The 21,739-nt window shown below is 57.4% G+C and carries 20 protein-coding genes and 1 riboswitch; of the genes, 9 read left to right on the forward strand and 11 right to left on the reverse strand.

The genetic code is table 11. From position 1 onward, the window contains the following. The first annotated feature begins 26 nt into the window (after positions 1–26). On the forward strand, positions 27–1,463 hold the full coding sequence (locus AC2FFF_RS00330; RefSeq protein WP_246097166.1) for a Do family serine endopeptidase: 1,437 nt from the start codon (positions 27–29) through the stop codon (positions 1,461–1,463). Positions 1,464–1,678: 215 nt separating this feature from the next. Here AC2FFF_RS00330 and AC2FFF_RS00335 read toward each other — a convergent pair whose 3' ends face one another. The 5 genes from AC2FFF_RS00335 to AC2FFF_RS00355 all read right to left on the reverse strand — a co-directional run bounded on the left by AC2FFF_RS00335 (position 1,679) and on the right by AC2FFF_RS00355 (position 5,917). Then, on the reverse strand, positions 1,679–2,347 hold the full coding sequence (locus AC2FFF_RS00335; RefSeq protein ID WP_142634564.1) for a Crp/Fnr family transcriptional regulator: 669 nt from the start codon (positions 2,345–2,347) through the stop codon (positions 1,679–1,681). 142 nt (positions 2,348–2,489) lie between these two features. Beyond that, positions 2,490–3,095 (reverse strand): inner membrane-spanning protein YciB, encoded by a 606-nt coding sequence (locus tag AC2FFF_RS00340; protein ID WP_281972307.1) that lies wholly within the window; start codon positions 3,093–3,095, stop codon positions 2,490–2,492. 17 nt (positions 3,096–3,112) lie between these two features. After that, on the reverse strand, positions 3,113–4,015 hold the full coding sequence (locus AC2FFF_RS00345; protein WP_142634560.1) for an EamA family transporter: 903 nt from the start codon (positions 4,013–4,015) through the stop codon (positions 3,113–3,115). An 86-nt stretch (positions 4,016–4,101) separates the two neighbouring features. Further along, complete coding sequence (gene ftsY, locus AC2FFF_RS00350) at positions 4,102–5,220, reverse strand: signal recognition particle-docking protein FtsY (protein WP_496882801.1); 1,119 nt, start codon at positions 5,218–5,220, stop codon at positions 4,102–4,104. Positions 5,221–5,278: 58 nt separating this feature from the next. After that, entirely contained in the window at positions 5,279–5,917 is a 639-nt protein-coding gene (locus AC2FFF_RS00355) for a lysoplasmalogenase family protein (protein ID WP_281972305.1), read from the reverse strand. 133 nt (positions 5,918–6,050) lie between these two features. Between AC2FFF_RS00355 and AC2FFF_RS00360 the strand changes: the two genes are divergently transcribed. Beyond that, on the forward strand, positions 6,051–6,446 hold the full coding sequence (locus tag AC2FFF_RS00360) for a hypothetical protein (RefSeq protein WP_496750892.1): 396 nt from the start codon (positions 6,051–6,053) through the stop codon (positions 6,444–6,446). 12 nt (positions 6,447–6,458) lie between these two features. Here the strand turns inward: AC2FFF_RS00360 and xseA are convergent, their stop codons facing one another. After that, positions 6,459–7,952: an exodeoxyribonuclease VII large subunit gene (gene xseA, locus AC2FFF_RS00365; RefSeq protein ID WP_496750889.1), complete on the reverse strand. Its 1,494-nt coding sequence runs from the start codon at positions 7,950–7,952 to the stop codon at positions 6,459–6,461. 75 nt (positions 7,953–8,027) lie between these two features. Between xseA and purD the strand changes: the two genes are divergently transcribed. Next, the gene (gene purD / locus AC2FFF_RS00370; RefSeq protein ID WP_281972303.1) at positions 8,028–9,290 is read left to right on the forward strand and encodes a phosphoribosylamine--glycine ligase; all 1,263 of its coding nucleotides are present in this window, start codon (positions 8,028–8,030) and stop codon (positions 9,288–9,290) included. A gap of 86 nt (positions 9,291–9,376) precedes the next feature. Here the strand turns inward: purD and AC2FFF_RS00375 are convergent, their stop codons facing one another. The 4 genes from AC2FFF_RS00375 to AC2FFF_RS00390 form a co-directional block, all read right to left on the reverse strand. Continuing rightward, positions 9,377–10,132 carry an FG-GAP repeat domain-containing protein gene (locus AC2FFF_RS00375; protein ID WP_281972302.1) on the reverse strand — a complete coding sequence of 252 codons (756 nt, stop codon included), beginning with the start codon at positions 10,130–10,132 and terminating at the stop codon, positions 9,377–9,379. Further along, positions 10,132–10,455, reverse strand: coding sequence for a 2Fe-2S iron-sulfur cluster-binding protein (locus tag AC2FFF_RS00380; RefSeq protein ID WP_142634548.1), 324 nt, complete (start codon positions 10,453–10,455; stop codon positions 10,132–10,134). Before AC2FFF_RS00380 ends, AC2FFF_RS00375 begins: the two co-directional genes overlap by 1 nt. 136 nt (positions 10,456–10,591) lie before the next feature. Further along, the gene (locus AC2FFF_RS00385) at positions 10,592–11,218 is read right to left on the reverse strand and encodes a GNAT family N-acetyltransferase (RefSeq protein WP_281972301.1); all 627 of its coding nucleotides are present in this window, start codon (positions 11,216–11,218) and stop codon (positions 10,592–10,594) included. Positions 11,219–11,278: 60 nt separating this feature from the next. Continuing rightward, the gene (locus AC2FFF_RS00390; RefSeq protein WP_271946383.1) at positions 11,279–11,968 is read right to left on the reverse strand and encodes a glutathione S-transferase N-terminal domain-containing protein; all 690 of its coding nucleotides are present in this window, start codon (positions 11,966–11,968) and stop codon (positions 11,279–11,281) included. A 130-nt stretch (positions 11,969–12,098) separates the two neighbouring features. Continuing rightward, positions 12,099–12,176: riboswitch (SAM riboswitch) on the forward strand. A 62-nt stretch (positions 12,177–12,238) separates the two neighbouring features. Here AC2FFF_RS00390 and metZ point away from each other — a divergent pair. From metZ to AC2FFF_RS00415, 5 genes are all read left to right on the forward strand, one after another. After that, positions 12,239–13,429 (forward strand): O-succinylhomoserine sulfhydrylase, encoded by a 1,191-nt coding sequence (gene metZ, locus AC2FFF_RS00395; RefSeq protein WP_281972300.1) that lies wholly within the window; start codon positions 12,239–12,241, stop codon positions 13,427–13,429. 171 nt (positions 13,430–13,600) lie between these two features. After that, a complete protein-coding gene (gene folE2 / locus AC2FFF_RS00400; protein WP_142634540.1) occupies positions 13,601–14,704 on the forward strand; it encodes a GTP cyclohydrolase FolE2 in 1,104 nt (367 codons plus the stop codon). Positions 14,705–14,979: 275 nt separating this feature from the next. Next, positions 14,980–15,741: a hypothetical protein gene (locus AC2FFF_RS00405; RefSeq protein WP_281972299.1), complete on the forward strand. Its 762-nt coding sequence runs from the start codon at positions 14,980–14,982 to the stop codon at positions 15,739–15,741. Between the two features lie 50 nt (positions 15,742–15,791). Beyond that, positions 15,792–17,240: a TrkH family potassium uptake protein gene (locus tag AC2FFF_RS00410; RefSeq protein ID WP_142634535.1), complete on the forward strand. Its 1,449-nt coding sequence runs from the start codon at positions 15,792–15,794 to the stop codon at positions 17,238–17,240. Further along, complete coding sequence (locus AC2FFF_RS00415; protein WP_281972298.1) at positions 17,240–18,823, forward strand: thiamine pyrophosphate-binding protein; 1,584 nt, start codon at positions 17,240–17,242, stop codon at positions 18,821–18,823. Before AC2FFF_RS00410 ends, AC2FFF_RS00415 begins: the two co-directional genes overlap by 1 nt. Before the next feature lie 45 nt (positions 18,824–18,868). Here the strand turns inward: AC2FFF_RS00415 and AC2FFF_RS00420 are convergent, their stop codons facing one another. Beyond that, positions 18,869–20,605 (reverse strand): serine protease, encoded by a 1,737-nt coding sequence (locus AC2FFF_RS00420; RefSeq protein ID WP_271946395.1) that lies wholly within the window; start codon positions 20,603–20,605, stop codon positions 18,869–18,871. A 204-nt stretch (positions 20,606–20,809) separates the two neighbouring features. Between AC2FFF_RS00420 and AC2FFF_RS00425 the strand changes: the two genes are divergently transcribed. Continuing rightward, entirely contained in the window at positions 20,810–21,739 is a 930-nt protein-coding gene (locus tag AC2FFF_RS00425; RefSeq protein WP_281972405.1) for a glycine--tRNA ligase subunit alpha, read from the forward strand.

Below are 21,739 nucleotides of genomic sequence, written 5' to 3' on the forward strand. Positions count from 1 at the left end.
TCCGGCGGGACGACGTTGTTGGTTTCATGCGGTTGATGTGGCTGGCCTTTGCCGGGATGCTGCTTGTATTGGCGCAGTCAGTGGCCGCCCAGGCGCGGGGCGAAAGCCTGGCTCCGCTGGCCGATAAGATCAGCCCAGCGGTGGTCAACATCACCACTTCGACACTGATCGAGGGACAGACCGGCCCGCAGGGGATCGTTCCCGAGGGCTCTCCGTTCGAAGATTTCTTTCGCGAGTTTCAAGACCGTAACGGGGATGAAGATAACCGCCCCCGCCGCAGCAATTCGCTGGGCTCGGGGTTTGTGATATCCGAGGATGGTTTCATCGTTACTAACAACCACGTTATTGCCGAGGCTGATGAGATACTGGTCGAATTCTTCCCGGGCGACGGTCAACCGAAGAAAGAACTGCCTGCGAAAGTGATCGGTACAGATGAAAAAACCGATATCGCGCTTTTGAAGGTCGAAGCCACCGGGCCGCTGAAATACGTCAAGTTTGGTGATAGTGACATTGCGCGCGTTGGCGACTGGGTGATTGCGATGGGCAACCCGCTGGGGCAAGGGTTTTCGGTTTCGGCGGGGATCGTCTCGGCGCGGAACCGCGCGCTCAGCGGATCTTATGACGACTATATCCAGACCGATGCTGCGATTAACCGGGGGAACTCGGGCGGGCCGCTGTTCAATATGGATGGCGAGGTGATCGGCGTGAATACGGCGATCCTGTCGCCGAATGGCGGTTCGATCGGGATTGGCTTCTCGATGGCCTCGAATGTGGTGGTCAAGGTTGTCGACCAACTGCGCGAGTTCGGCGAGACCCGCCGCGGTTGGCTGGGTGTCCGCATTCAGGACGTGACCGAGGATATGGCCGAGGCGATGGGCCTGGACAAGCCGGGTGGCGCACTGATCAGCGATGTACCCGAGGGCCCGGCCAAAGAGGCTGGCCTGTTGGCCGGTGACGTGATCCTCAGCTTTGATGGTGTCGAGGTCGATGACACCCGTGGATTGGTACGTCAGGTTGGTGAGACAACGGTTGGCAAGTCGGTCCGTGTGGTGGTGCATCGGGATGGCAGCACGCAGACAGTGCTTGTGACTCTGGGCCGCCGCGAAGATGCCGAGCGGGCCGAAAGCGAAGAGGGTGAAGCCGAAGAAGCCCCGGTTGAGGAAAATGCCGATATTCTGGGGCTGACGATATCGCCCGTGACTGAAGCCCTGCGTGCTGATCTGGGGCTGGAGCCGGATACTGAGGGGCTGGTTGTGACCGAAGTGGACGAGGCGTCAGAAGCCTATGCCAAGGGTTTGCGCGCCGGTGATCTGATCACCGAGGCTGGCCAGCAGAAGGTCACTGCGATTTCTGATCTCGAGGACCGAATGGAAGAAGCCCGCACGGCCGGGCGGAAGTCACTGCTGCTTTTGGTGCGGCGCGGTGGAGATCCACGCTTTGTCGCGCTGAGCCTTGAAGAGTGATCTCTTAGGTTGAACAAACAGAAAGGCCAGGGCACCTGCTCTGGCCTTTTTTCTGTGCTGAAAAAAGATGAGCCACACGCCGGGGAAGGCGTATGGCTCTGGTACAGGGAGAGGTCAGTGGACAGATATCGGGGATGATTCTCTGACCTCCTACGGTAACAGTTCCTAACGTAATCTTAATGCGATCCGTCGTATGTGAAGCAGGTCACAACAGGTCAAATGAGGTCGGAATCCGCCAGTTCCCGCAGTGCCTCAAAATCATGGATCATCAGGCCGCCCCGCGAAGCTTCGACAACCTTGTCGCGTTTCCAGGTTGAAATTGTCTTTGAGACAGCTTCGCGCGTGGCACCAACGAATTCGGCCAGCTCGCTTTGGGACAGGGTAATGCGAGTGGTTGGATCGTCTTGAAGGTTGGACAGATGCAGCAGTTTGCGCGCAAGCCGGATAGGCATCGGCAAAAAGACCTGTTCATTCAGTTGCGACCCCATCCACCGCATGCGCAAACCGGCCAGTCGGATCATATCCACCGCAAGGTCAGGATGTTGGCGGATCTGGTTCATGACATCGGACCTACGCACACGCAGCACCCGAGAGGCCTCGGCCGCGGCCACGGTTGCGGTGCGGGGGCCATTGTCGAACAAGCCGATTTCACCAAAGACCTCGCCAGGCTTCATCAATGTCAACGAGAGTTTTCGACCGCTCATCGCCAAGAAGGACACCTCTAGCGTGCCGGCAAGAATGGCATAGAGGGCATCCCCTTCATCCCCTTGTTCGAAAAGGATATCACCAGGTTCGAGAGAAATCTCTGTCGCCTGTGCCGAGAGCATTGATCTCAGCCGGTCTGAAGCTTCGGATAGAAAGCCACTATTTGGGAAAGCCGTCATTTGGTGTGGTGCTCCGGCGGGAAAAGGTGAGTGGTGACACAACTTTTCATAGCCCAAGCGTTTAGCCAAGGATTTTGTTAGGTTTTATGGCCTCCCGCGCTTCACGGAAAAGTCATCCGAAGGGCGGTTGAGGATTTAGCCGTCATTGATGATCGGGATCATCCATATAGCTTTGCAACAGGCTGAACTGCAGCATGAGGAACGCCATAAGGGCAATGGGGAATCCGAAGGTCTCAATCTTGACCCACAGGTCGGTCGACATCGTGCGCCACACGAATTCATTTGCGACGGCCAGAACAGCAAAACACGTACACAGACGACGGGTCAGGATCATCCAGCCTTCGTGTTTCATGGGCAGCATCTCGTCCAGAACATAGGCAAGATAGGATTTCTTTTGCAGCAGCCCGATCCCCAGGATCAGAGCAAACAGGCCATAAACAAGCGTGGTTTTCATCTTGAAGAACCGCTCGTCATTGAACCAGGCGGTCAGGCCGCCGAAGAAAATGACCATGAAAGCTGTGAATATCTGCATCCGGCTTAGCTTGCCGGTCAGGTACCACAAGATGCCCATTGCCCCCAGCATCAGCGGCACAAAAATGATCGTGGCAATGATAAAGCCGGAATACTCGATGCCGCCGATCATAAAGCTGTCATCGCGCAAGCGTAGGTAGATGAAGAAAAAGGCCAGCGGAGGACCCAGTTCCAGCACCTGTTTCAGAAATGGATTTATGTCGGTCTTGCCTGTCATGTCTTTTGTCCTGCTGCTTACCCGCCCATTTCAACTATTACGGCGCCGAGTGCAATCAATGCCATCAGCGCGATCCGCCTTGGGCCGACGGTTTCTTTCAGAACCAGCCAGCCGATCAGGGCGGCAAAGACGGTGGAGGTTTCCCGCAGAACGGCGGCTTCGCCGACCTTGTCCAACCGCGTGGCCAGCATGATGGCCCCGAAAGATAGAGGGGCGATGATCCCGCCGGCGATGCCGCGCAGCGCCAAGGGCCCCAAGGCCGGGCGATGGGCCATCGCGCGCCAGCGGAAGAACGCATAGATCGGCATGGCGGCCCCGTCGATCATGAAAAACCAAGCCAGAAAGGTGAACGGATCGGCCGTCGCGCGAATGCCATAGGCGTCATAGGTGGTATATAACGCCACAAACAGGCCGGTTGCGAGGGCCAAGGCTAGGGCGATCCCAAGCGTTTCGCGGTTGGTTTCGAGAAACCGCAGATTATAGGCCGCAAGCCCGAATATCCCGGCCAGCAAGACCGCGACACCAAACCATTGCGTGGCAGAGAAGGTCTCGCCAAACAACAGGTAGGCACCGAATACTGTGAACAGGGGTCCGGTGCCGCGCACAACAGGATAGACCACTGTATAAGAGCCTTTGGTATAGGCCATTGCCTGCAGGATCTTGTAAGCGATGTGGATCAGCCAGACGGTGGCGAAGATTGGCCACATATAGGGCTCGGGCCAGGGCACTACAAAAAACGCGAAAGGTGCAGCCAGAAGACAGTAGCTGGCGTCTATGGCCCCGCGGGACAGCCACGGGTCGTGACGGCCCTTTTGTAATGCTCCGAACACCGCGTGCAAGAAGGCGGCCATCAGCGCGAGCCCAAGGGCAAGGTCATGGCCCTTGGGCGTGCCTTCCAGAGAGATGAGCCAGTCGCTCAAGACATCGACCTTTCGCGGGTGGAGAGGGTGGGGGGCTGTCTGCCCCCCACACCCCCGAAGATATTTTTAGCCAGTTGAAGTTCGGATCAGCGTTGATCGAGGCCGGTTAGAGCAGCGGCGAATTCTTCGGGATCGAAAGGGGCGAGATCGTCGATCTGTTCTCCGACGCCGATTGCGTGAATGGGCAGGCCGAATTTGTCAGCCAGAGCCACCAGCACGCCGCCTTTTGCGGTGCCGTCCAGCTTGGTCATCACCAGGCCGGAGACATCGGCCAGTTTCTGAAAGGTATCGACCTGACTGAGTGCATTCTGACCAGTGGTGGCATCCAGAACCAAAAGGGTATTGTGCGGTGCGGATTCGTCGACTTTGCGGATCACCCGGACGATCTTGGCTAATTCCTCCATCAGGTCGGCACGATTCTGCAGACGACCGGCGGTGTCGATCATCAACAGATCGGCGCCATCCTCTTGTGCGCGGGTCAACGCGTCGAAGGCCAGGGAGGCGGGGTCCGAGCCTTCGGGGGCTGTCAGGACCGGAACGCCTGCGCGGTCGCCCCAGACCTGCAGCTGTTCTACGGCGGCTGCGCGGAAGGTGTCTCCAGCTGCGATCACTACGTTCTTGCCGGCAGCCCTGAACTGGCTGGCTAGTTTGCCGATCGTGGTGGTCTTGCCCGATCCGTTGACGCCAACGACCAGTACCACCTGTGGGCGTTTGGAATAGAGCGGCATGGGCTTTGCAACGGGTTCCATAACCCGGGCGACTTCCTGCGCCAGAAGCTGCTTGATCTCTTGTGTCGAAAGTTTGCGGCCATAACGGCCCTCGGCCATATTGGCGGTGACGCGCAGCGCTGTGTCCACACCCATGTCGGATGCAATCAACAGCTCTTCAAGCTGTTCCAGCATGTCGTCATCCAGCGTGCGGCGAACTGTTGTCTCGGTCTCGGCGCGCCCGAAAAGCCGCCCGAGCATGGATTTGGACGGAGCAGACTCGGCTGTAGTGGCCACCGGTTTGGCAACTGCCTGTTCCGGTGCCATGTCCGGTTGCGCGACTTCGGGTGCCGGTTCGGAATGCGGCGCTGGCGCTGGCGGGATTGGATCCGGTGCAGTTGTTTCCTCGCCCCCATCTTCAACGATGGCATCCAACCCTTGTTCAAGGCGGGATGAGGATTTGAACAGCTTGTCCTTGAGCTTTGAGAATAGCGCCATTTTTGGTCTCCGCAGGTGTTCCTCTCACCTAATGCGGAATTGCAGCAGTTGCAAAGGGTCAGAGGAAGGCGATCAGAAGACCGGCTTGCGCCCCCCAATACAATACCCAAACCAGATAGGAGGTGAAACGGCGGCTGGGATGGTCCACTGGCAGAAGAAACTTCTCAGTCGCCAGGATAAGGTCGGACGCGATAAAGGACAAAGCCGCAGGTAAAGCCCAACGCAGCGCGCCTGTTTCGGGTAGGGCCAGGACCGTGATGCCCATGCCCAGAATGATCGGAATATACCCGAGAACGGGCCATTTCAGGTCTCCGGCACGCGGCGGTAATAGGGTGACAACGACAATACCGAGGAGGATCAAAGACCAGAAATATCCGGGCTTCTCCAGAATAAGCGCGGCGTCGCTGGCCGGATGGGACAGGAACAGCCCGATATAGGCCAGATGACCAGTTGCAAAGGCACCGATCCCGGCCATGAAGGTGGCATCACTTTCCCGGGACAGAAGGGCGTCCCCCAGCGCACAGAATGCCAGCGCAAGGATCAACAGAAATGGAGCGCCACTTTGGGCGGCAATGACCGCCAAAACTGCGACGGATAGGGTCTTTAGGATTGACCGAACAGCGCCAGCGCCACGCGAGGTCAATGGCAGGTAAGCCAGAGCGCAAGCTGTCGCAATCAGAAACAGGGCATTGGTCATAGAGTTATCTCCGCAGCATGTACTGAACACTTTCGCAGCGCATAACCGCAAAACTCAATCGGTAACGTGAAGGCACCCGGTTGGAATGAAAAGGGAATTGGCCTAGCGGCCTGCCATCTGACAGAATGAACCCATGCTGAAACGAATTGCGATTCTGTTGTCGATGGCTGCCCCGGCGGTTTGTGCCGACACATCCCTGTCCGGCGCCGAATTTGACCGCTATACGCTGGGAAAAACCCTGTTCTATGGCTTTGAAGGCAGGATTTATGGGGTCGAGCGTTATCTGCCGGATCGCCGCGTGATTTGGTCTTTTCTGGATGGGAACTGCAAAGAAGGGCTCTGGTACGAGCAGGAAGGACAGATCTGTTTCGTCTATGAAGACCGGCATGACCCGCAATGCTGGGTATTCACCGAATCTGGCGGCGGTCTGATCGCTCAGTTCGCGGGAAATCCTGAGATGACCGAACTATATGAGAACGAAGACACAGACGCCGAGATGGTCTGTTACGGTCCCGAAGTCGGTGTCTAGCCTGTGCAGGGGTCAGAACAACGACCCCTGATCCGGCGCATCCTTTTTCGGCGGCTTTTTCGAAGTTGACGGTGACGCGGTAGACGGGCCGGTCGTCAATTCGCCATCTGCAAATTCAATGTCAAAGGATTGGTGTTTTGCCGCCTGTTTACGGGTTGTCAGTACCTGTCCTTCGGCGCGTACGACCGCATATCCACGTTGCAGCGTTGCCTTGTAGCTTAGCGTTTCCCGCAGCCGGTCTGCGGTTTCCAGGGATTGACGCATCCGGTCCAGACGCGCGGCTTGCGCTGTACTCAAGCGTTCGGCTAGGCGGTTGATGTTTTGCCGTTGGCTGTCGATTTCGCGCTGGATCGGCCGGACAGACAGGCGCGACGAAAGGCTGCGCAGTGTTTCCTGTCGGGTTCCGACCAGTGAGCGTAATGTGGACGGGCGCAGATGGGCGGACAGTTTCACAACTTGAAGGCGGCGGTTTTGTACGCCGCGCTCAAGTGCTGGTGTCAGTCGGTCCGCAATTAAATCAAGGCGTTGTCGCGGGTTGTTCAACAAGCTATCCGGGCGTGGTAATGCGCGGGATAAATCCCGCAACCGTTGCGACCGTCTTTGCACAGCGTCCGTGGCTGCACGGGACAGGCGGGCGCCTTGCTCGCCGGTCGAGGCCAGAAGTTCCATGCGGACAGGCACCGCAAGTTCGGCTGCGGCTGTGGGGGTTGGGGCCCTGCGGTCCGACACAAAATCAATCAGGGTCGTGTCGGTCTCGTGCCCAACGGCCGAGATCACCGGGATCTCTGATGCCGCCGTAGCGCGGGCCACGATCTCTTCGTTGAACCCCCAGAGGTCCTCGATTGACCCGCCACCACGGGCGACGATGATCAGGTCCGGTCGTGGCAGCGCACCGCCAGGAGTCAGTTGGTTGAAACCAGTAATCGCGTTCGCCACCTCAGGCGCGCAATTCGAACCTTGCACGGCGACAGGCCAGATCAACACTTTGCGCGGAAACCGGTCACGCAACCGGTGCAGGATATCGCGGATCACCGCGCCCGAGGGTGAAGTCACTACGCCGATGATCTGAGGAAGATAGGGCAGAGGCTTTTTACGCTCGGGTGCGAACAGGCCCTCGGATTCCAACTGTTTCTTTCGCTTTTCAAGCAGGGCCATCAGGGCACCCTGTCCGGCCACCGAAACCTCATCCACGTTCAGATTGTATTTGGACTGCGCTCCAAAAGCGGTCAGACGGCCTGTGACGACCACTTCCAGACCTTCCTCGGGAACCACGGACAGGGCAGCAACCTGGCCTTTCCAAGTGGTGCAGGCCAGTACGTTCTTGTCGTCCTTGATGTCATAGTACAGATGACCAGATCTGGCTTTGAACACGCGACCGACTTCACCCCGAACACGGATTCGGCCGAAACTGCCTTCCAGCGTCCGCTTCACCTCGCCCGAGATGTCGGAAACAGTGTATTCTGGGGTATTTTGGCCGGGAATGGGGTCGTCAAGTAGGTCGGACATTTCAGCGCCTTGTGTCAAATGCTCGGCCAGCTTAGAACGCGCGGAAGGCGAGGCCAAGCAGATCGGAGAGCAGTCATGAACATCCTCATTCTCGGTAGTGGTGGGCGCGAACACAGCCTGGCCTGGGCGGTGATGCAAAACCCGAAATGCGACCGCCTGATTGTGGCGCCGGGCAATGCCGGGATCGCCCAGATTGCCGAATGTGCAGCGCTGGATATCGAAAACGGCGGTGAGGTGGTCAGGTTTGCGGATGAGAACGCGATCGACTTTGTGATCGTCGGCCCCGAGGCGCCATTGGCTGCGGGGGTTGCGGATCGTTTGCGCGAGGCCGGTGTGCTGGTTTTTGGCCCCTCGGCCGCGGCTGCACGTCTCGAGGCGTCCAAGAGCTTTACTAAAGAGATCTGCGACGCCGCCAATGCTCCAACCGCAGGATACGCCCGGTTTACCGAGGCCGAGCCAGCCAAAGCCTATATCAAAAAGCAGGGCGCACCTATCGTCGTCAAGGCTGATGGCTTGGCCGCGGGCAAGGGTGTGATCGTTGCGATGGACGAAGCGACGGCCTTGGATGCGATCGATGACATGTTTGGCGGAGCCTTTGGTGGTGCCGGTGCCGAAGTTGTGGTCGAAGAGTTCATGGAAGGTGAAGAGGCATCTCTGTTCGTGCTATGCGACGGGGAAAGCATCCTATCCATTGGCACGGCGCAAGACCATAAACGGGTAGGCGAGGGCGATACCGGTCTGAACACCGGCGGCATGGGCGCGTATTCTCCGGCTCCTGTGTTAAGCGCTGTAATCGAAGAGCGCGCGATGAACGAGATTGTGCGCCCCACCATGGCAGAGATGAAGCGGCGCGGAACGCCGTTTCAGGGCGTTCTTTATGTTGGTTTGATGATCAAAGACGGCCAGCCACGGTTGGTTGAATATAACGTGCGTTTCGGCGACCCGGAATGTCAGGTGCTGATGATGCGCCTGGGCGCGCAGGCGATGGACTTGATGCACGCCGCAGCAGAAGGCCGGTTGGCCGAGGCGCGTGTAAACTGGGCGGATGATCACGCCTTGACGGTAGTCATGGCCGCAAATGGTTATCCGGGCGCCTACCAAAAAGGCAGCGTGATTAAAGGGCTGGATGACGTATCTGAAGATAGCGGTAATATGGTGTTTCACGCAGGAACCAAAGAAGCCGACGGTCAGATCGTCTCTAGTGGTGGCCGGGTATTGAATGTCACCGCACGCGGACGGAACCTGCAGGAAGCGCGTGACCGCGCCTATGAGCTGATCGACGGGATCAACTGGCCAGAGGGGTTCTTTCGCCGGGATATCGGATGGCGGGCGCTGTAATCGCGACGGCTCCCGCGCTCAGCCACTGCATCAGAGATGCAGCGTCAATGGACTTGGGCCGGGCAGCCCTCTGACGCGGGCTGCAGTCAGGGCGAGGGTACGCAGTTAAGCGCAGAGGTCATTGCTTTCGGGCTAAAGGGGGCGACCAGATGCTGCACCCAGCCATTGTCAAAGCGGATGCTGACAATTTCGCGCCAGTCCGCAGACGCGACTACCAGTTCCGGGCCATTGCCACAGTCGCGCAGGCCCCCTGTGATGAAACCTTCGCCGATCCGATGATTTGTCAGCCCTGGTAGAGCGGCAATCTGGATTAATTCGCCGTCGACAAAGCGCCAAATGCGCAATGTCTTGGCCAGATGAGGGCGGTCGACATAGGCGATTTCGATATTGCCATCCCCATCCAGATCCGCCGCCCCGACCGGAGCAAGCCATCGAAAGCGGGTACCGATATGCGGAGTTGCGGCGATTTTATCGCCTCTGGCATCATAGATGGCCAACTGAGCGCCCGTTTGATCCTGAGATTCAATGACAATGACCTCGGGGGTCCCGTCTTGATCCACGTCCACAAGCCGTGGAGCGAGATCTTCAAATACGCGATCAGATGGAAGACGGATGGTCACGTTTCCGCTTTGGATAGTCAGCTCCAACGCGCCATATTCGATGTTATCACCCAGAACTCCGTGGGCGTAACGTGTAGTCGGCTCGGTGAAACGAGCGGCTGGGACGGTCTCTGCCAGTGCCAGCGGGACATGGCCCGTCAGCCAGAAGCACAACGTCAGCGCTGCGCCGCGGGCCTGACCCTGCCAAGTTCGGTAGGGTAGGCGCGGCGCTTTGCAGGGCATCAGATCTGTTTTTCCGGCATCTGAACGATCAGGCCATCCATCTCGTCTGTGACTTTGATCTGGCAGGTCAGGCGCGAACGGGCAGGGTCGGGCTCATAGGCAAAGTCCAGCATGTCTTCTTCCATGTCATCCTTGCCGGGAATTTTCTCAACCCAGTCGGGGTGGATATAGACATGGCAGGTCGAACAGGCACAGGCGCCGCCGCAATCCGCTTCGATGCCGGGAATGTTGTTGTCACGGGCTCCTTCCATGACGGTTAGTCCGTTGGCGACCTCGACAGTGTGCTCGGTACCGCCATGCTCGACATAGGTGATCTTTGCCATTGCGTGCGTCTTCCTTTTTCGATTGTCGATTTCTTCCTTAGTGAAGGGCGTTGCCTGTTTCCAGTGGGAATTGCGACATGAACGGTCGCGGCTGAATATTCTTATCGACAATATTGCAATCGAGCCTGCACCGATGTCAGTCGCTTTGACCGATCTCTAGAACCATGTGCAGGTGCATTCCTATTCCATGCTCGTCGTCCAAAACGGGCACGCGCGATTCAATTTCGACGCTAAATCCAATATGTTCATAAAAACTAACGGCTTCATTGTTGGCAGCTACATCAAGGCATATTTGATTGCACCCACCCGCCAAAGCCCGTTTCGTTGCTATTGCAAAGAGTTGGCTGGCAATGCCTGTACCCTGCATGTCTGGGTTCACAGCGAATTCGAGAATGTAGTAAGAGTTTTGACGCGGGGCGGGAAACAACCGATCCATCCAATGCAAGGCAGATTTTAGATGACGGGCTTCATCTTCGCCAAGAGCATTAGCTTGATGATCGACGGAAAAATCGAAATTCGCAGCATATTCTTCTTCTGTATGCCCAATAAAGAGGCCGGCGACTTTGCCACGGTGCATGGCCGTGAAGGCATGTTTGAACGAATACAAACCTAGTTGCGCGGGCCATTCTGTTCCGATGATCTTAAGCAAGACATCCATTTTTCCAAATATGTAACCGTTTAGTTTTGGATCTGTGCTCCATAGAAGATCGGCGAGAGCCTCGGGTGGAACAGATTTGGAGGCCGGTTGTACTAGGACGGTCAAAATTCACTCCTGATTCTGGCATCCAGAAAATGCGACATACCGTGTAAACAATACCCTCGCTTATCGTTTAAACAAAACGCCCTGCGATTGCCTGTCACGGTGATCTCCGCGCAACTCGGCATGCAAGGCGCGGCCCGCTTGCACACCGCGGCGAGAGCTTACGGTTTCCAACCAGCGGGTAAAGTGAGGCTTGTTTTCCAACACCTGTTGTTGCCCTTCCCACAAGCTCGCCCAGCCCCAGATCGACATGTCGGCGATGGAATAGAAATTGCCGGCCACATATTCGTTCTCGGCCAGCCTGCGATCCAGAACGCCGTAAAGACGTCCGACTTCGGCACGGTAGCGATCCTTGGGGTAGGGCAGGTCTTGCGGCGGGTCCAGCTGAGGTGCGTATTTCAGGAAATGGTGTGCTTGTCCCGCCATCGGGCCGATGCCGCCCATCTGCCACATCAGCCATTCTTCGACAGCGATCCGGTCACGTTCAGTTTCACCATAGAAGCGTCCGGTTTTTCGGGCGAGATACATCAGGATCGCGCCGCTTTCGAATACAGATACCGGCGTCCCTCCGGGTCCGTTCGGATCGACGATCGCGGGCATCCGGTTATTGGGGGCGATCTTAAGGAACTCGGGGTCGAACTGGTCGCCTTGGCCGATGTTGATCAGGTGGGTTTTATAGGGCAGCTCCATCTCTTCCAAAGCGATGGACACTTTCCAGCCGTTGGGCGTGGGCCAGAAATATAGATCGATCATGTCATCTCCTCAAACTGGACGCGATCATGGAGGTTTCAGCGCGTTCGGCAAGAGGGCGCGCAGGTGTGTTACGAAAGCGTGACCTTGGTGCAGCCGGTCTTGACGTGATCTGGGACGGGGCGTAAATGCATCCTCACCACGTGGCGATTTGTTACCGGATTGCGGGCCACGCTAAACAACACCGCTAAAAGGTCAGGATGAAAGACCCCTTTCGCTTGGCCGCGTCTGGGGTTTTTTGTTTACGTCCCTCAAGGGGCTGAAAGGAATGACATGAGCGAGAGCTGGAACAAGCGCACACAAGCTGTCCATGGCGGCACCCGCCGCAGCCAATACAACGAAGTGAGTGAGGCGATCTTTCTGACCCAGGGATTTGTCTATGATACGGCCGAGCAGGCCGAGGCGCGGTTCATCGAAACCGGCCCTGATGAGTTCATTTACGCTCGGTATGGCAACCCGACAGTTTCGATGTTTGAACAGCGTATCGCGGCTCTGGAAGGGGGCGAAGACGCTTTTGCCACCGCCTCTGGAATGGCTGCGGTGAATGCGGCACTGACTTCGATGTTGCAAGCCGGTGACCACGTTGTTTCTGCCAAGGCTCTGTTCGGGTCGTGCCTGTATATTCTGGAAAACGTGCTGACCCGGTTCGGGGTTGAAGTGACCTTTGTGGACGGTACCGATCTTGACGCATGGGAGGCTGCGATCCGCCCGGACACCAAAGCGGTTTTCTTCGAATCCATGTCCAACCCGACGCTTGAGGTCATCGACATCTCAGCCGTTTCCCTTCTGGCCCATGCGGTTGGTGCAACGGTCATCGTGGACAATGTGTTCTCGACCCCAGTTTTCTCGCGCGCGATCGCTCAGGGGGCTGACGTGGTTGTCTACTCGGCGACCAAGCATATTGACGGGCAGGGCCGCGCCCTGGGTGGTGTCATCATCGGCACCAAAGAGTTCATCCGTGGTACGGTCGAGCCCTATATGAAACACACCGGAGGCGCGCTTAGCCCCTTCAACGCGTGGATCATGTTGAAAGGGCTTGAGACCATGGCCTTGCGGGTCAACGCACAGGCCGAAACCGCCCAGAGGATTGCCGAGGCGCTAGAGGGCCATCCGGCGTTGGAGCGGACGCTTTACCCCGGTCTGAAGTCTCATGCGCAGAATGATCTGATACAAACGCAGCTTGGCGGCAAAGGCGGGACAGTGCTGTCGTTAGATATCAAGGGCGGAAAAGAGGCGGCATTTTCCTTCCTTAACACCCTGACGATTCCGGTGATTTCGAACAATCTGGGCGATGCCAAGTCGATTGCCACCCACCCGGCAACCACCACACATCAAAGATTGAGTGACGACCAAAAAGTTGAGCTGGGCATTGCTCCGGGCCTCATCCGGTTCTCGGTCGGTTTGGAAGACGCCGATGATCTTCTTGCCGATATCAAGCGCGCATTGGACGTTTCTCAGCAATAGGGGCGTCAGCTGAACTGTTAGGCATGGTTCGAAAACGGTTTGTGACTTGTGCGCATGATGCGCCCATCACGAAGTTTCGATCCGGGCTGTGTTTCGGCGCGTATACCATTAGACTGGAAATCGCGTCGAACATATATATAGTCCGGCGACCAACCCGAGGAGCCCTGATCGATGAACGTGTATCCCCGTGACATTGATGACGCCCCCAACAATGATGAGGCCGCGGCAGCGTTGAAAACCCTGCGGAAATGGGCCGAGAACGCGACCGAGGCTGAAATTGGTCAGCTTGATCCTGCTGTCGCGCGGCTTGTGCCGGGGCTCCTGCCGGTCAACTACCCATCCCTGTCGCGGCATTACCCCGAGGGGTTTGCTGTGGATGAGGCCTACCGCGCCTCGTTGCCTGACCTTCAGAATGGACCTTCCAGTCTGATCCGTGGGGCAAAGCAACAGATTCAACATGTTGGCATATCGAATTTCCGCCTGCCGATCCGGTTTCACCGCAAGCAGGGCGACGACCTGACGCTGGAGACCTCAGTGACTGGCACTGTCAGCCTTGATGCGGAAAAGAAGGGCATCAACATGTCCCGTATCATGCGTTCGTTCTACAAACATGCTGAGCGCACGTTCAGCTTTGAGGTGATCGAGGCTGCGCTGAACGACTATATGACCGATCTGGACAGCTTTGACGCACGTATCCAGATGCGGTTCTCTTACCCGGACAGGACACAAAGCCTGCGTTCGGGTCTGGAAGGCTATCAATATTACGATATCGCGCTGGAACTGGTCGAACAGAATGGCGTGCGTCAAAAGATCATGCATCTGGATTATGTGTATTCCTCGACGTGCCCATGTTCTCTGGAGCTCAGCGAGCATGCGCGGTCTACACGAGGGCAACTGGCGACGCCGCATTCGCAGCGCTCGGTTGCGCGGATATCGGTTGCGGTCGATTGCGATGCCGATTGCCTCTGGTTCGAAGATCTGATTGCGCTGTGTCGCAGGGCGGTGCCGACCGAGACGCAGGTCATGGTCAAACGTGAAGATGAGCAGGCCTTTGCCGAGCTGAACGCCGCAAACCCGATTTTTGTCGAAGACGCGGCACGCCTGTTTTGTGCCGAACTTTTGGCAGACCATCATATCGGCGATTTCCGCGTTATCGCCAGCCATCAAGAAAGCCTGCACAGCCATGATGCCGTTTCTGTTCTGACTGAGGGCCCGACCTTTGTGTCCTCTAGCCTGGATCCGAGACTGTTTACGACATTGTTTCACGTCGGATAGGCGTTAAACCTTTGTAAAGACTTGATTAAGTGCCGATGCGGTGAAATTTCGCCGCATTGCAGCGATAAATGCTGCAAGCGCGAAGTTCTTGCTGTAAACTATCCTTGAATGCAGCCATCTCGTGGTCACTGTTCTGGTGATCATTTCACTCAATCAGGAAGCCGGCACGTGCGACGCCAAGGACTGCAAGGCAACGTAATCCGCCCGTTTAGTCAGGGCGGGCAGGGTTCTTTACTCATTCGCGGGTTGCATCACTTTCACAGGAGAACAACCTCATGAACCCGTTTACCCAGCCATTTGAATTTCAGGCAGCAGCAATTCGATTTGCCGGTGAGGCAATGACCAACCATTTGAAAATCATGCAAATTCTGACCAAATCTGCGATTGAACTGCCCTTCGCCCAGGTTCAGGCCCTGCGTGTCGCCTCCGAAAAGACTGTTGCTGACGTGAAGGCACCTGAGTTCAAATCTCAGGCGATGCCTGTGGTCAATGCTGATCCGCAACCTGCGGCAAAGGTCAAAGTGGCCGTTCAGAAAAAGGCAGAAGTCAAGGCAAAGGCCGAATCGCCCAAGCCCGCCCTGGCGAAACCTGTGACAAAAGCCAGAGCGTCGGGGGGGGCGAAAAAGGCACAGACCAAATCCGCGGCAAAACCTGCAGTGGCAAAAGCCGCAGCCCCAAAAGTCGCAGCTAGGCCCGCTGCCCCCAAAGCCGCTACGGCAGAGCCTGCAGTTACCAAAACCGTAACTGCCAAATCTGAAACGCCCAAAGTAGAAGCCGCTAAACCTGCTGCAGTCAGACCTGCAGTGGCAAAAACTGCTGCTCCCGCCGCAGCGATCGACGCTGCTGTTGCAAAAACCGCAGCTGTTAAACCCGTAGCGTCCAAGGTGAAGGCAGATCGGGTTGCAATCGCCAAACCTGCACCTGCAAATCCGGCCGCGCCGAAGGCTCAGCCGGGACAGGCGGCAGCTGCACGCCGGTCACGCGCGCCTTCGAAACCGCCCGTGATGCCCGTCTCGAGCAGCAAAACCGAAAAGTAATCGGGACATCCGCTTGACACAGTCGTGCAGGCGCGCCAACGCTGCGCCTCATGACGGACATGCGCCCGGTAGGATATGTGATTGGCCTGTTGGTCGCCATTCTTGGGGCGACCATGATGTTGCCCATGCTTGCGGACCTTATCGAGGGCCGCGGCGAATGGCATGTTTTCCTTGAAAGCAGCGTTATCACCATTCTGACCGGCGCTGTCCTTTCTATGAGCTGCTCAAATGGCGTTGGCGAAGGGTTGACGATCCGTCAGACCTTTCTGCTCACGACCGGCGTTTGGGTGGCTTTGCCTTTATTTGGGGCAATTCCTTTCCTGTTCGGGGAAACCGAGCTGCGCTTTGTAGATGCCTATTTCGAGGCCATGTCTGGCCTTACGACCACGGGCTCGACCGTGATTTCCGGGCTCGACGGGCTGCCGCAGGGGTTGCTTTTGTGGCGCGGTGTGCTGCAATGGCTGGGCGGTATCGGGATCATCGTTGTTGCAATGGTTTTTCTGCCCGAGCTTCGGGTCGGAGGAATGCAGATCTTCCGTTCGGAAGGTTTCGAAACCATGGGCAAGATCCTGCCGCGGGCGCAAGAAATCGCAGGCCAGATTTCCCTGATCTACGTGTTCCTGACCGTGGTCTGCGCACTTGTTTACACCGGTCTTGGCATGAGTTTCTTTGACGCCGTGGTTCATTCTATGACCACAATCTCGACCGGTGGGTTTTCAAACTATGATGCATCGTTCGGTACCTTCTCGGGTCCCGCGGAATATGCGGCGTCGATTTTCATGATCCTCGCTGCCTTGCCATTTGTGCGTTATGTTCAATTTGCCAATGGCAGCACCGGCTCCCTGTTCCGCGACAGTCAGATTCGGGCGTTTTTGGCCACGATCCTGATTCTTGTAGCCGTCATGGCGGTGTTTTTGACCTCTGTCTTTCCGCATCACTGGGAACAGGCGGTGCGGGAATCGCTGTTCAACATCACATCGATCATTTCAGGTACCGGATATGCCAGCGTCGATTATATGGGTTGGGGCAGTTTTCCGATCATGGTGTTCTTCCTGATTGGCCTGATCGGAGGGTGTGCGGGATCAACTGCCTGTTCGATCAAGATTTTCCGCTATCAACTGCTGTTTGCATCCATCAAAACTCAAATCCGGCGTATCCGTTCACCGCATGGGGTGTTCATGCCTCTCTATGACGGGCGTCCCATCGGAACGGATGTCCTGACTTCGGTCATGAGCTTTTTCATGTTCTTCGTATTGTCTTTGGGTTTCCTGGCATGGGCGCTGGCGCTGACCGGGCTGGATTTCATTACCTCTGTCTCGGGTGCAGCAACGGCGTTGGCCAATGTTGGTCCGGGCCTTGGGGATCAGATCGGACCAGCGGGTAATTTCAGCGGGCTCAGCGATACAGCCAAATGGTTACTATCTGCGGGGATGCTGGTCGGTCGGCTTGAACTGCTCGCGGTCTATGCGCTGTTCACAGTCCATTTCTGGAGAAGTTGATGAAAAGACCACTTGGCGCTCAAATCTCGCACATGCTCCGGGATCGGGGTGTTGATGTGATTTTTGGTATCCCCGGCGTCCATAATCAAGAGATGTATCGCGGGATCGAAGAAGCCGGCATCACCCATGTTCTTGCGCGTCACGAGCAGGGGGCCGGTTTCATGGCGGACGGATATGCGCGCGCAAGCGGCAATCCTGGCGTGGCCTATGTGATCACAGGGCCTGGGCTGTGCAACATCATGACACCCATGGGGCAGGGGTATTCGGATTCGGTGCCAATGCTGGTGCTGTCCTCCTGCCTTGATGATGATCAGGCGCTGCAGGGACAGCTTCATCAGATGAAGGATCAACGTGCCGCCGGAGAAACGGTCGCGGATTGGTCGTTGCAGGCTAATACAGCTTCGGCCGCCTATGGCCTAGTTGAACGTGCTTTCGAAGAGTTCGCGTTGAGCCGCCCCAGACCCAAGCACATACAGGTGCCGATTTCGCAACTTAAGGCACAGGCTGACCCAGCCCCATTCCCGAACCAGCCGGGTTTGCGGACAAAGGCTCTGCCGCCGGACGTCGCGCCGGTCTTGTCGATGCTGAACATCGCGCGCAGGCCGCTGTTCATTCTGGGAGGCGGTGCAAGATCAAACCTGTGGCGGCAGATTCTGACACAGATCGGAGCGGCCTGTTTCACTACCTATGCGGGGCGTGGAATGGTGGGGTTGGATTATGCGTTGGATTTTGGCGCTGCCTTGTCTCGCCCCGAAAGCGCCCAGATCATCGCCTCCGCCGATCTTGTGGTGGTCGTCGGAGCCGAGCTGGGTGAGGTCGATCTGTGGCGCGATGCGCTGGGGCATACGGCCAATATGATCCGCATTGATCTGGACCCTCAGGTCCTGTCGGACCATCATCGGGCATCGGTCAAGTTGCAGGCGGATGGCGAAAGCTTTGCCCAAGCGATGTGGGCGTCTATCGACCATGTCAAACCGGCAAATGGCTGGTCTTCGGATGAGGTCTCCGAAGCCCGCAGTAAATGGCGCGCGGAGATTGACGCAGAACGGCCCGGTATTGTCCCGGTGTTGGATGCCTTGCGTAAGGCAATGCCAGCGGATGTGATGGTGTATTCGGACATGACCCAGTTCGCCTATGTTGCCAAGGGGGTGTGGGAAATGCCTTTCCCCTATCATTGGCACCACCCGAACGGCTTTGGCACGCTGGGCTATGCGTTGCCGGCTGGAATAGGTGGCGCTATCGCGCGGCCGGGCAGGCCGACTGCTGTGATTGCTGGGGATTATGGCTTTCACTACACGATGATGGAATTGGGCGTGGCGGTAGAGCTGGGTTTGCCCCTGCCGATCATTCTTTGGGACAATGGCAAGCTGAAAGAGATCGAAGACAGCATGGTGGGCAGTCAGATCGCGCCGAATGCTGTCGTTGCGCGAAACCCTGACTTTTGCAAACTGGCCGAGGCATTCGGCGCCTTGTCTGCTGCGCCCTCAACACTGGAAGACATGCAGTCTGCGGTGCGAAAAGCGTTTTCCGCTAAGGGGCCGACATTGATCCGGATCACTCCGGACATATGGCGCGCAGAATAAAAAACGCCGCCCGGATGGGCGGCGTTAATGCGCGATTTTACGAACTCAATCCCAGCATTGTACCAGAACAGTCATCCCATTTGCCCGGCGGCTAAGCTCATTGGGTGAGACCTGCGTGGCGGCGGTGGCGCTGGATTGACCTGCCAGCCCAGCCTTGCTCAGCGCCTTGTTCAGGCTCTCTGTATTGGCAGACAGGCTGACCGAGGCGGGCAGGGTCCGCCCATTCGTCGGGGTCGGCAAAAGCATCCCGACCACCTGACCGTTGCCGTCAAACACGGGGCCTCCTGCATCGCCGGGTTGGGTGGCCAGCGCCAGACGCTTCACGCCATCCTCACCGTTCAGGCCGCGCAGGTCGGCGATCTGCCCATATGACAGCGTCGGACCGCCCAAAACGCCCTGATACGAGAATCCGGAGACCGCAACCTCGGACTGAATCCGCGGCTTGGTGCTGCTGAACTCGGCCACGCTGATCGGGGAAAGGTCGCGGCTTGGCCGCAGAACGGCGATGCCGATATTGGGATCGGTCGAGGCGACCTCAAGCTCGTGCGCGCCGTCCAGCGTGATCCGCGAGCAGCTATCTGCCGCCTCGGTCACGGTGAGGACGGTGCCTTTGGCATCCGCAAAGAACCCCGAGCGTGACAGGCGCGGTTTGCGAACCTGCAGGCCGGATACAAGATCAATGCTTTGCGCAGCGTCCGATCCGGCGGCGGCGTCAAGAACCGCATCAGTGGTGCTAAAGTCCGCTTTCATGGCGGCAAGAACGCGGGTACGGCGCGCCTCGTCCCCTTCGGGCCAGACCAGAGTAAAACCTTTGATCTGACCATCTTTCAGCTTGGCCTCGGTATAGGATACAATGTCATTGCCGCGACCTTCCAGCGTAAAGCTGTCACCGCGCAGCTGGCGAGGGCCTTCAAGCGGAACGATTTCCAGCGACTGCATGACTTCAAAAAGGGCCCGCAGGGTTGCTTTGGTGCCATCCTGACTGATCAGCAGGGCCTGAGCATTCAGGTCGGTCGAGCCGTTGAAATGCACGAAGGGGGCCTCGTAACGGTCGAATGCAACAACACCCAGCGGCATGGCCATCTCGATACCTGCCTGTGGGTCTGTGTAGCGCTGCATTCCGGCGCTGATTAATGGCGCGTTATAGTCATCCATCAAGGCGTTGCGCTGTGCCGTCGTCAAAACCCCGGTCGCCTCGTATCCGTTGAAACTTTGCCAGTCGCCCATCGAGCGACGCGTTCCCTGTCCAAAGGCACCGTCAATCGTCGAGTTGTAGAAACCGGCTGCTTGAAGTGCGGTTTGAAGGCCCATACGCTCCTGCGCGCTCAGCAATCGTTCGCTTTGCAGCGCCTGTGATCTGGTTTCATCGGCAATTTGCGGGGTTGCCTCGGCCACTGGCTGTTCCGGTTCAGGTGCGACCGGCGCTGTCACAGCGGCCTGGTCCTGAGTATTCGCACTGACCGGCCAGAACTGCTGCCCCAGTGTGTTCGAGAAGGCGATAAAGCTGTCGGCTGGAATTTGCCCCTCTGCGCGGTACACCCGCAGAACTTGCTCGGCATCGCCGCGCAGATACGGGCCGATAACAATGGCATACCAGCCCGAATTCAGGCGAAATCCATTCACGTCTGGCAACGCGCCAGAATAGGCTTGTGCGCGTTCCTGGGCTTCACGCAGCGAAGGCTGCGCCTCAACCTGGACCCAAACACCTCCGTCTTGCTGCGCAAATGATGCCCGCACGCCGAAAAGGAAAAGAACTGAAATTACCGTTAGTATGCGTCTCATTGTGTGCCTGTGTCCGCGGTGTTTTTCTGCGATGAAGAGTACGCGATATGCGGGTTGAAACACCATGCCTGGAATGCGGGGAATTTCCAGTTTGGCCGCTCAGTGGCTTCCCGGGCACACTGTCCCGTTGACGCCCCTTGGCCCCTTGCATAGGAAGGGCAAAACCCACCGGAACAGGGCGCAATGGCGTCCAAAGGGAATGTGATGACCGTTCAGTCCAACGCACCTCGCTCTTTTCAGGAGATCATCCTGCGCCTTCAGACCTATTGGGCGTCAAAAGGCTGCGCCATTCTGCAGCCCTATGACATGGAGGTCGGGGCAGGGACATTCCATCCCGCGACTACTTTGCGCGCGTTGGGGTCCAAGTCCTGGGCCGCAGCTTATGTACAGCCCTCGCGCCGCCCAACAGATGGGCGCTATGGCGAGAACCCCAATCGCTTGCAGCACTATTATCAGTATCAGGTGTTGATCAAGCCTAGCCCGCCGGACCTGCAGGCGTTGTATCTGGGCAGCCTTGAGGCAATCGGCATCGACATGGACCTGCATGACATCCGGTTTGTCGAGGATGACTGGGAAAGCCCAACCCTGGGCGCCTGGGGCCTGGGCTGGGAGGTCTGGTGCGACGGCATGGAAGTCAGCCAGTTCACCTATTTTCAACAGGTCGGAGGCCATGACTGCGCGCCGGTTTCAGGTGAATTGACCTATGGGTTGGAGCGGCTGGCGATGTATGTGCTGGGTGTTGATCACGTGATGGACATGCCCTTCAACGATCCGCAGTCACCCAGCCCGCTGACCTATGGTGACATATTCAAACAGACCGAAGAAGAATATGCCCGCTGGAACTTTGACGTGGCCAATACCGACGTGCTGCTCGACCATTTCAAAGAGGCCGAGGCTGAATGTGCCACCATTCTGGCGCAGGATCATGACGATCCCAAGACCGGCAAACGCATCATCATGGCGCATCCGGCCTATGATCAGTGCATCAAGGCGTCGCACATCTTTAACCTGCTGGATGCGCGTGGCGTGATCTCGGTGACGGAACGGCAGGCCTATATCGGACGCGTGCGCGCCTTGGCCAAGCAATGCGCCGACGCCTTCGTCCAGACCGAAGCCGCCGGGTACGAGGTCTGA

The organism is Ruegeria sp. YTSA226 (assembly GCF_059609905.1).

Excerpts from the sequence above, each read along its gene's own strand:
- AC2FFF_RS00330 (WP_246097166.1), top strand. The coding sequence starts at position 27 with ATGCGGTTGATGTGGCTGGCCTTTGCCGGGATGCTGCTTGTATTGGCG.
- AC2FFF_RS00335 (WP_142634564.1), bottom strand. The coding sequence starts at position 2,347 with ATGACGGCTTTCCCAAATAGTGGCTTTCTATCCGAAGCTTCAGACCGG.
- AC2FFF_RS00340 (WP_281972307.1), bottom strand. The coding sequence starts at position 3,095 with ATGACAGGCAAGACCGACATAAATCCATTTCTGAAACAGGTGCTGGAA.
- ftsY (WP_496882801.1), bottom strand. The coding sequence starts at position 5,220 with ATGGCGCTATTCTCAAAGCTCAAGGACAAGCTGTTCAAATCCTCATCC.
- AC2FFF_RS00355 (WP_281972305.1), bottom strand. The coding sequence starts at position 5,917 with ATGACCAATGCCCTGTTTCTGATTGCGACAGCTTGCGCTCTGGCTTAC.
- AC2FFF_RS00360 (WP_496750892.1), top strand. The coding sequence starts at position 6,051 with ATGCTGAAACGAATTGCGATTCTGTTGTCGATGGCTGCCCCGGCGGTT.
- xseA (WP_496750889.1), bottom strand. The coding sequence starts at position 7,952 with ATGTCCGACCTACTTGACGACCCCATTCCCGGCCAAAATACCCCAGAA.
- purD (WP_281972303.1), top strand. The coding sequence starts at position 8,028 with ATGAACATCCTCATTCTCGGTAGTGGTGGGCGCGAACACAGCCTGGCC.
- AC2FFF_RS00375 (WP_281972302.1), bottom strand. The coding sequence starts at position 10,132 with ATGCCCTGCAAAGCGCCGCGCCTACCCTACCGAACTTGGCAGGGTCAG.
- AC2FFF_RS00380 (WP_142634548.1), bottom strand. The coding sequence starts at position 10,455 with ATGGCAAAGATCACCTATGTCGAGCATGGCGGTACCGAGCACACTGTC.
- AC2FFF_RS00390 (WP_271946383.1), bottom strand. The coding sequence starts at position 11,968 with ATGATCGATCTATATTTCTGGCCCACGCCCAACGGCTGGAAAGTGTCC.
- metZ (WP_281972300.1), top strand. The coding sequence starts at position 12,239 with ATGAGCGAGAGCTGGAACAAGCGCACACAAGCTGTCCATGGCGGCACC.
- folE2 (WP_142634540.1), top strand. The coding sequence starts at position 13,601 with ATGAACGTGTATCCCCGTGACATTGATGACGCCCCCAACAATGATGAG.
- AC2FFF_RS00405 (WP_281972299.1), top strand. The coding sequence starts at position 14,980 with ATGAACCCGTTTACCCAGCCATTTGAATTTCAGGCAGCAGCAATTCGA.
- AC2FFF_RS00410 (WP_142634535.1), top strand. The coding sequence starts at position 15,792 with ATGACGGACATGCGCCCGGTAGGATATGTGATTGGCCTGTTGGTCGCC.
- AC2FFF_RS00415 (WP_281972298.1), top strand. The coding sequence starts at position 17,240 with ATGAAAAGACCACTTGGCGCTCAAATCTCGCACATGCTCCGGGATCGG.
- AC2FFF_RS00420 (WP_271946395.1), bottom strand. The coding sequence starts at position 20,605 with ATGAGACGCATACTAACGGTAATTTCAGTTCTTTTCCTTTTCGGCGTG.
- AC2FFF_RS00425 (WP_281972405.1), top strand. The coding sequence starts at position 20,810 with ATGACCGTTCAGTCCAACGCACCTCGCTCTTTTCAGGAGATCATCCTG.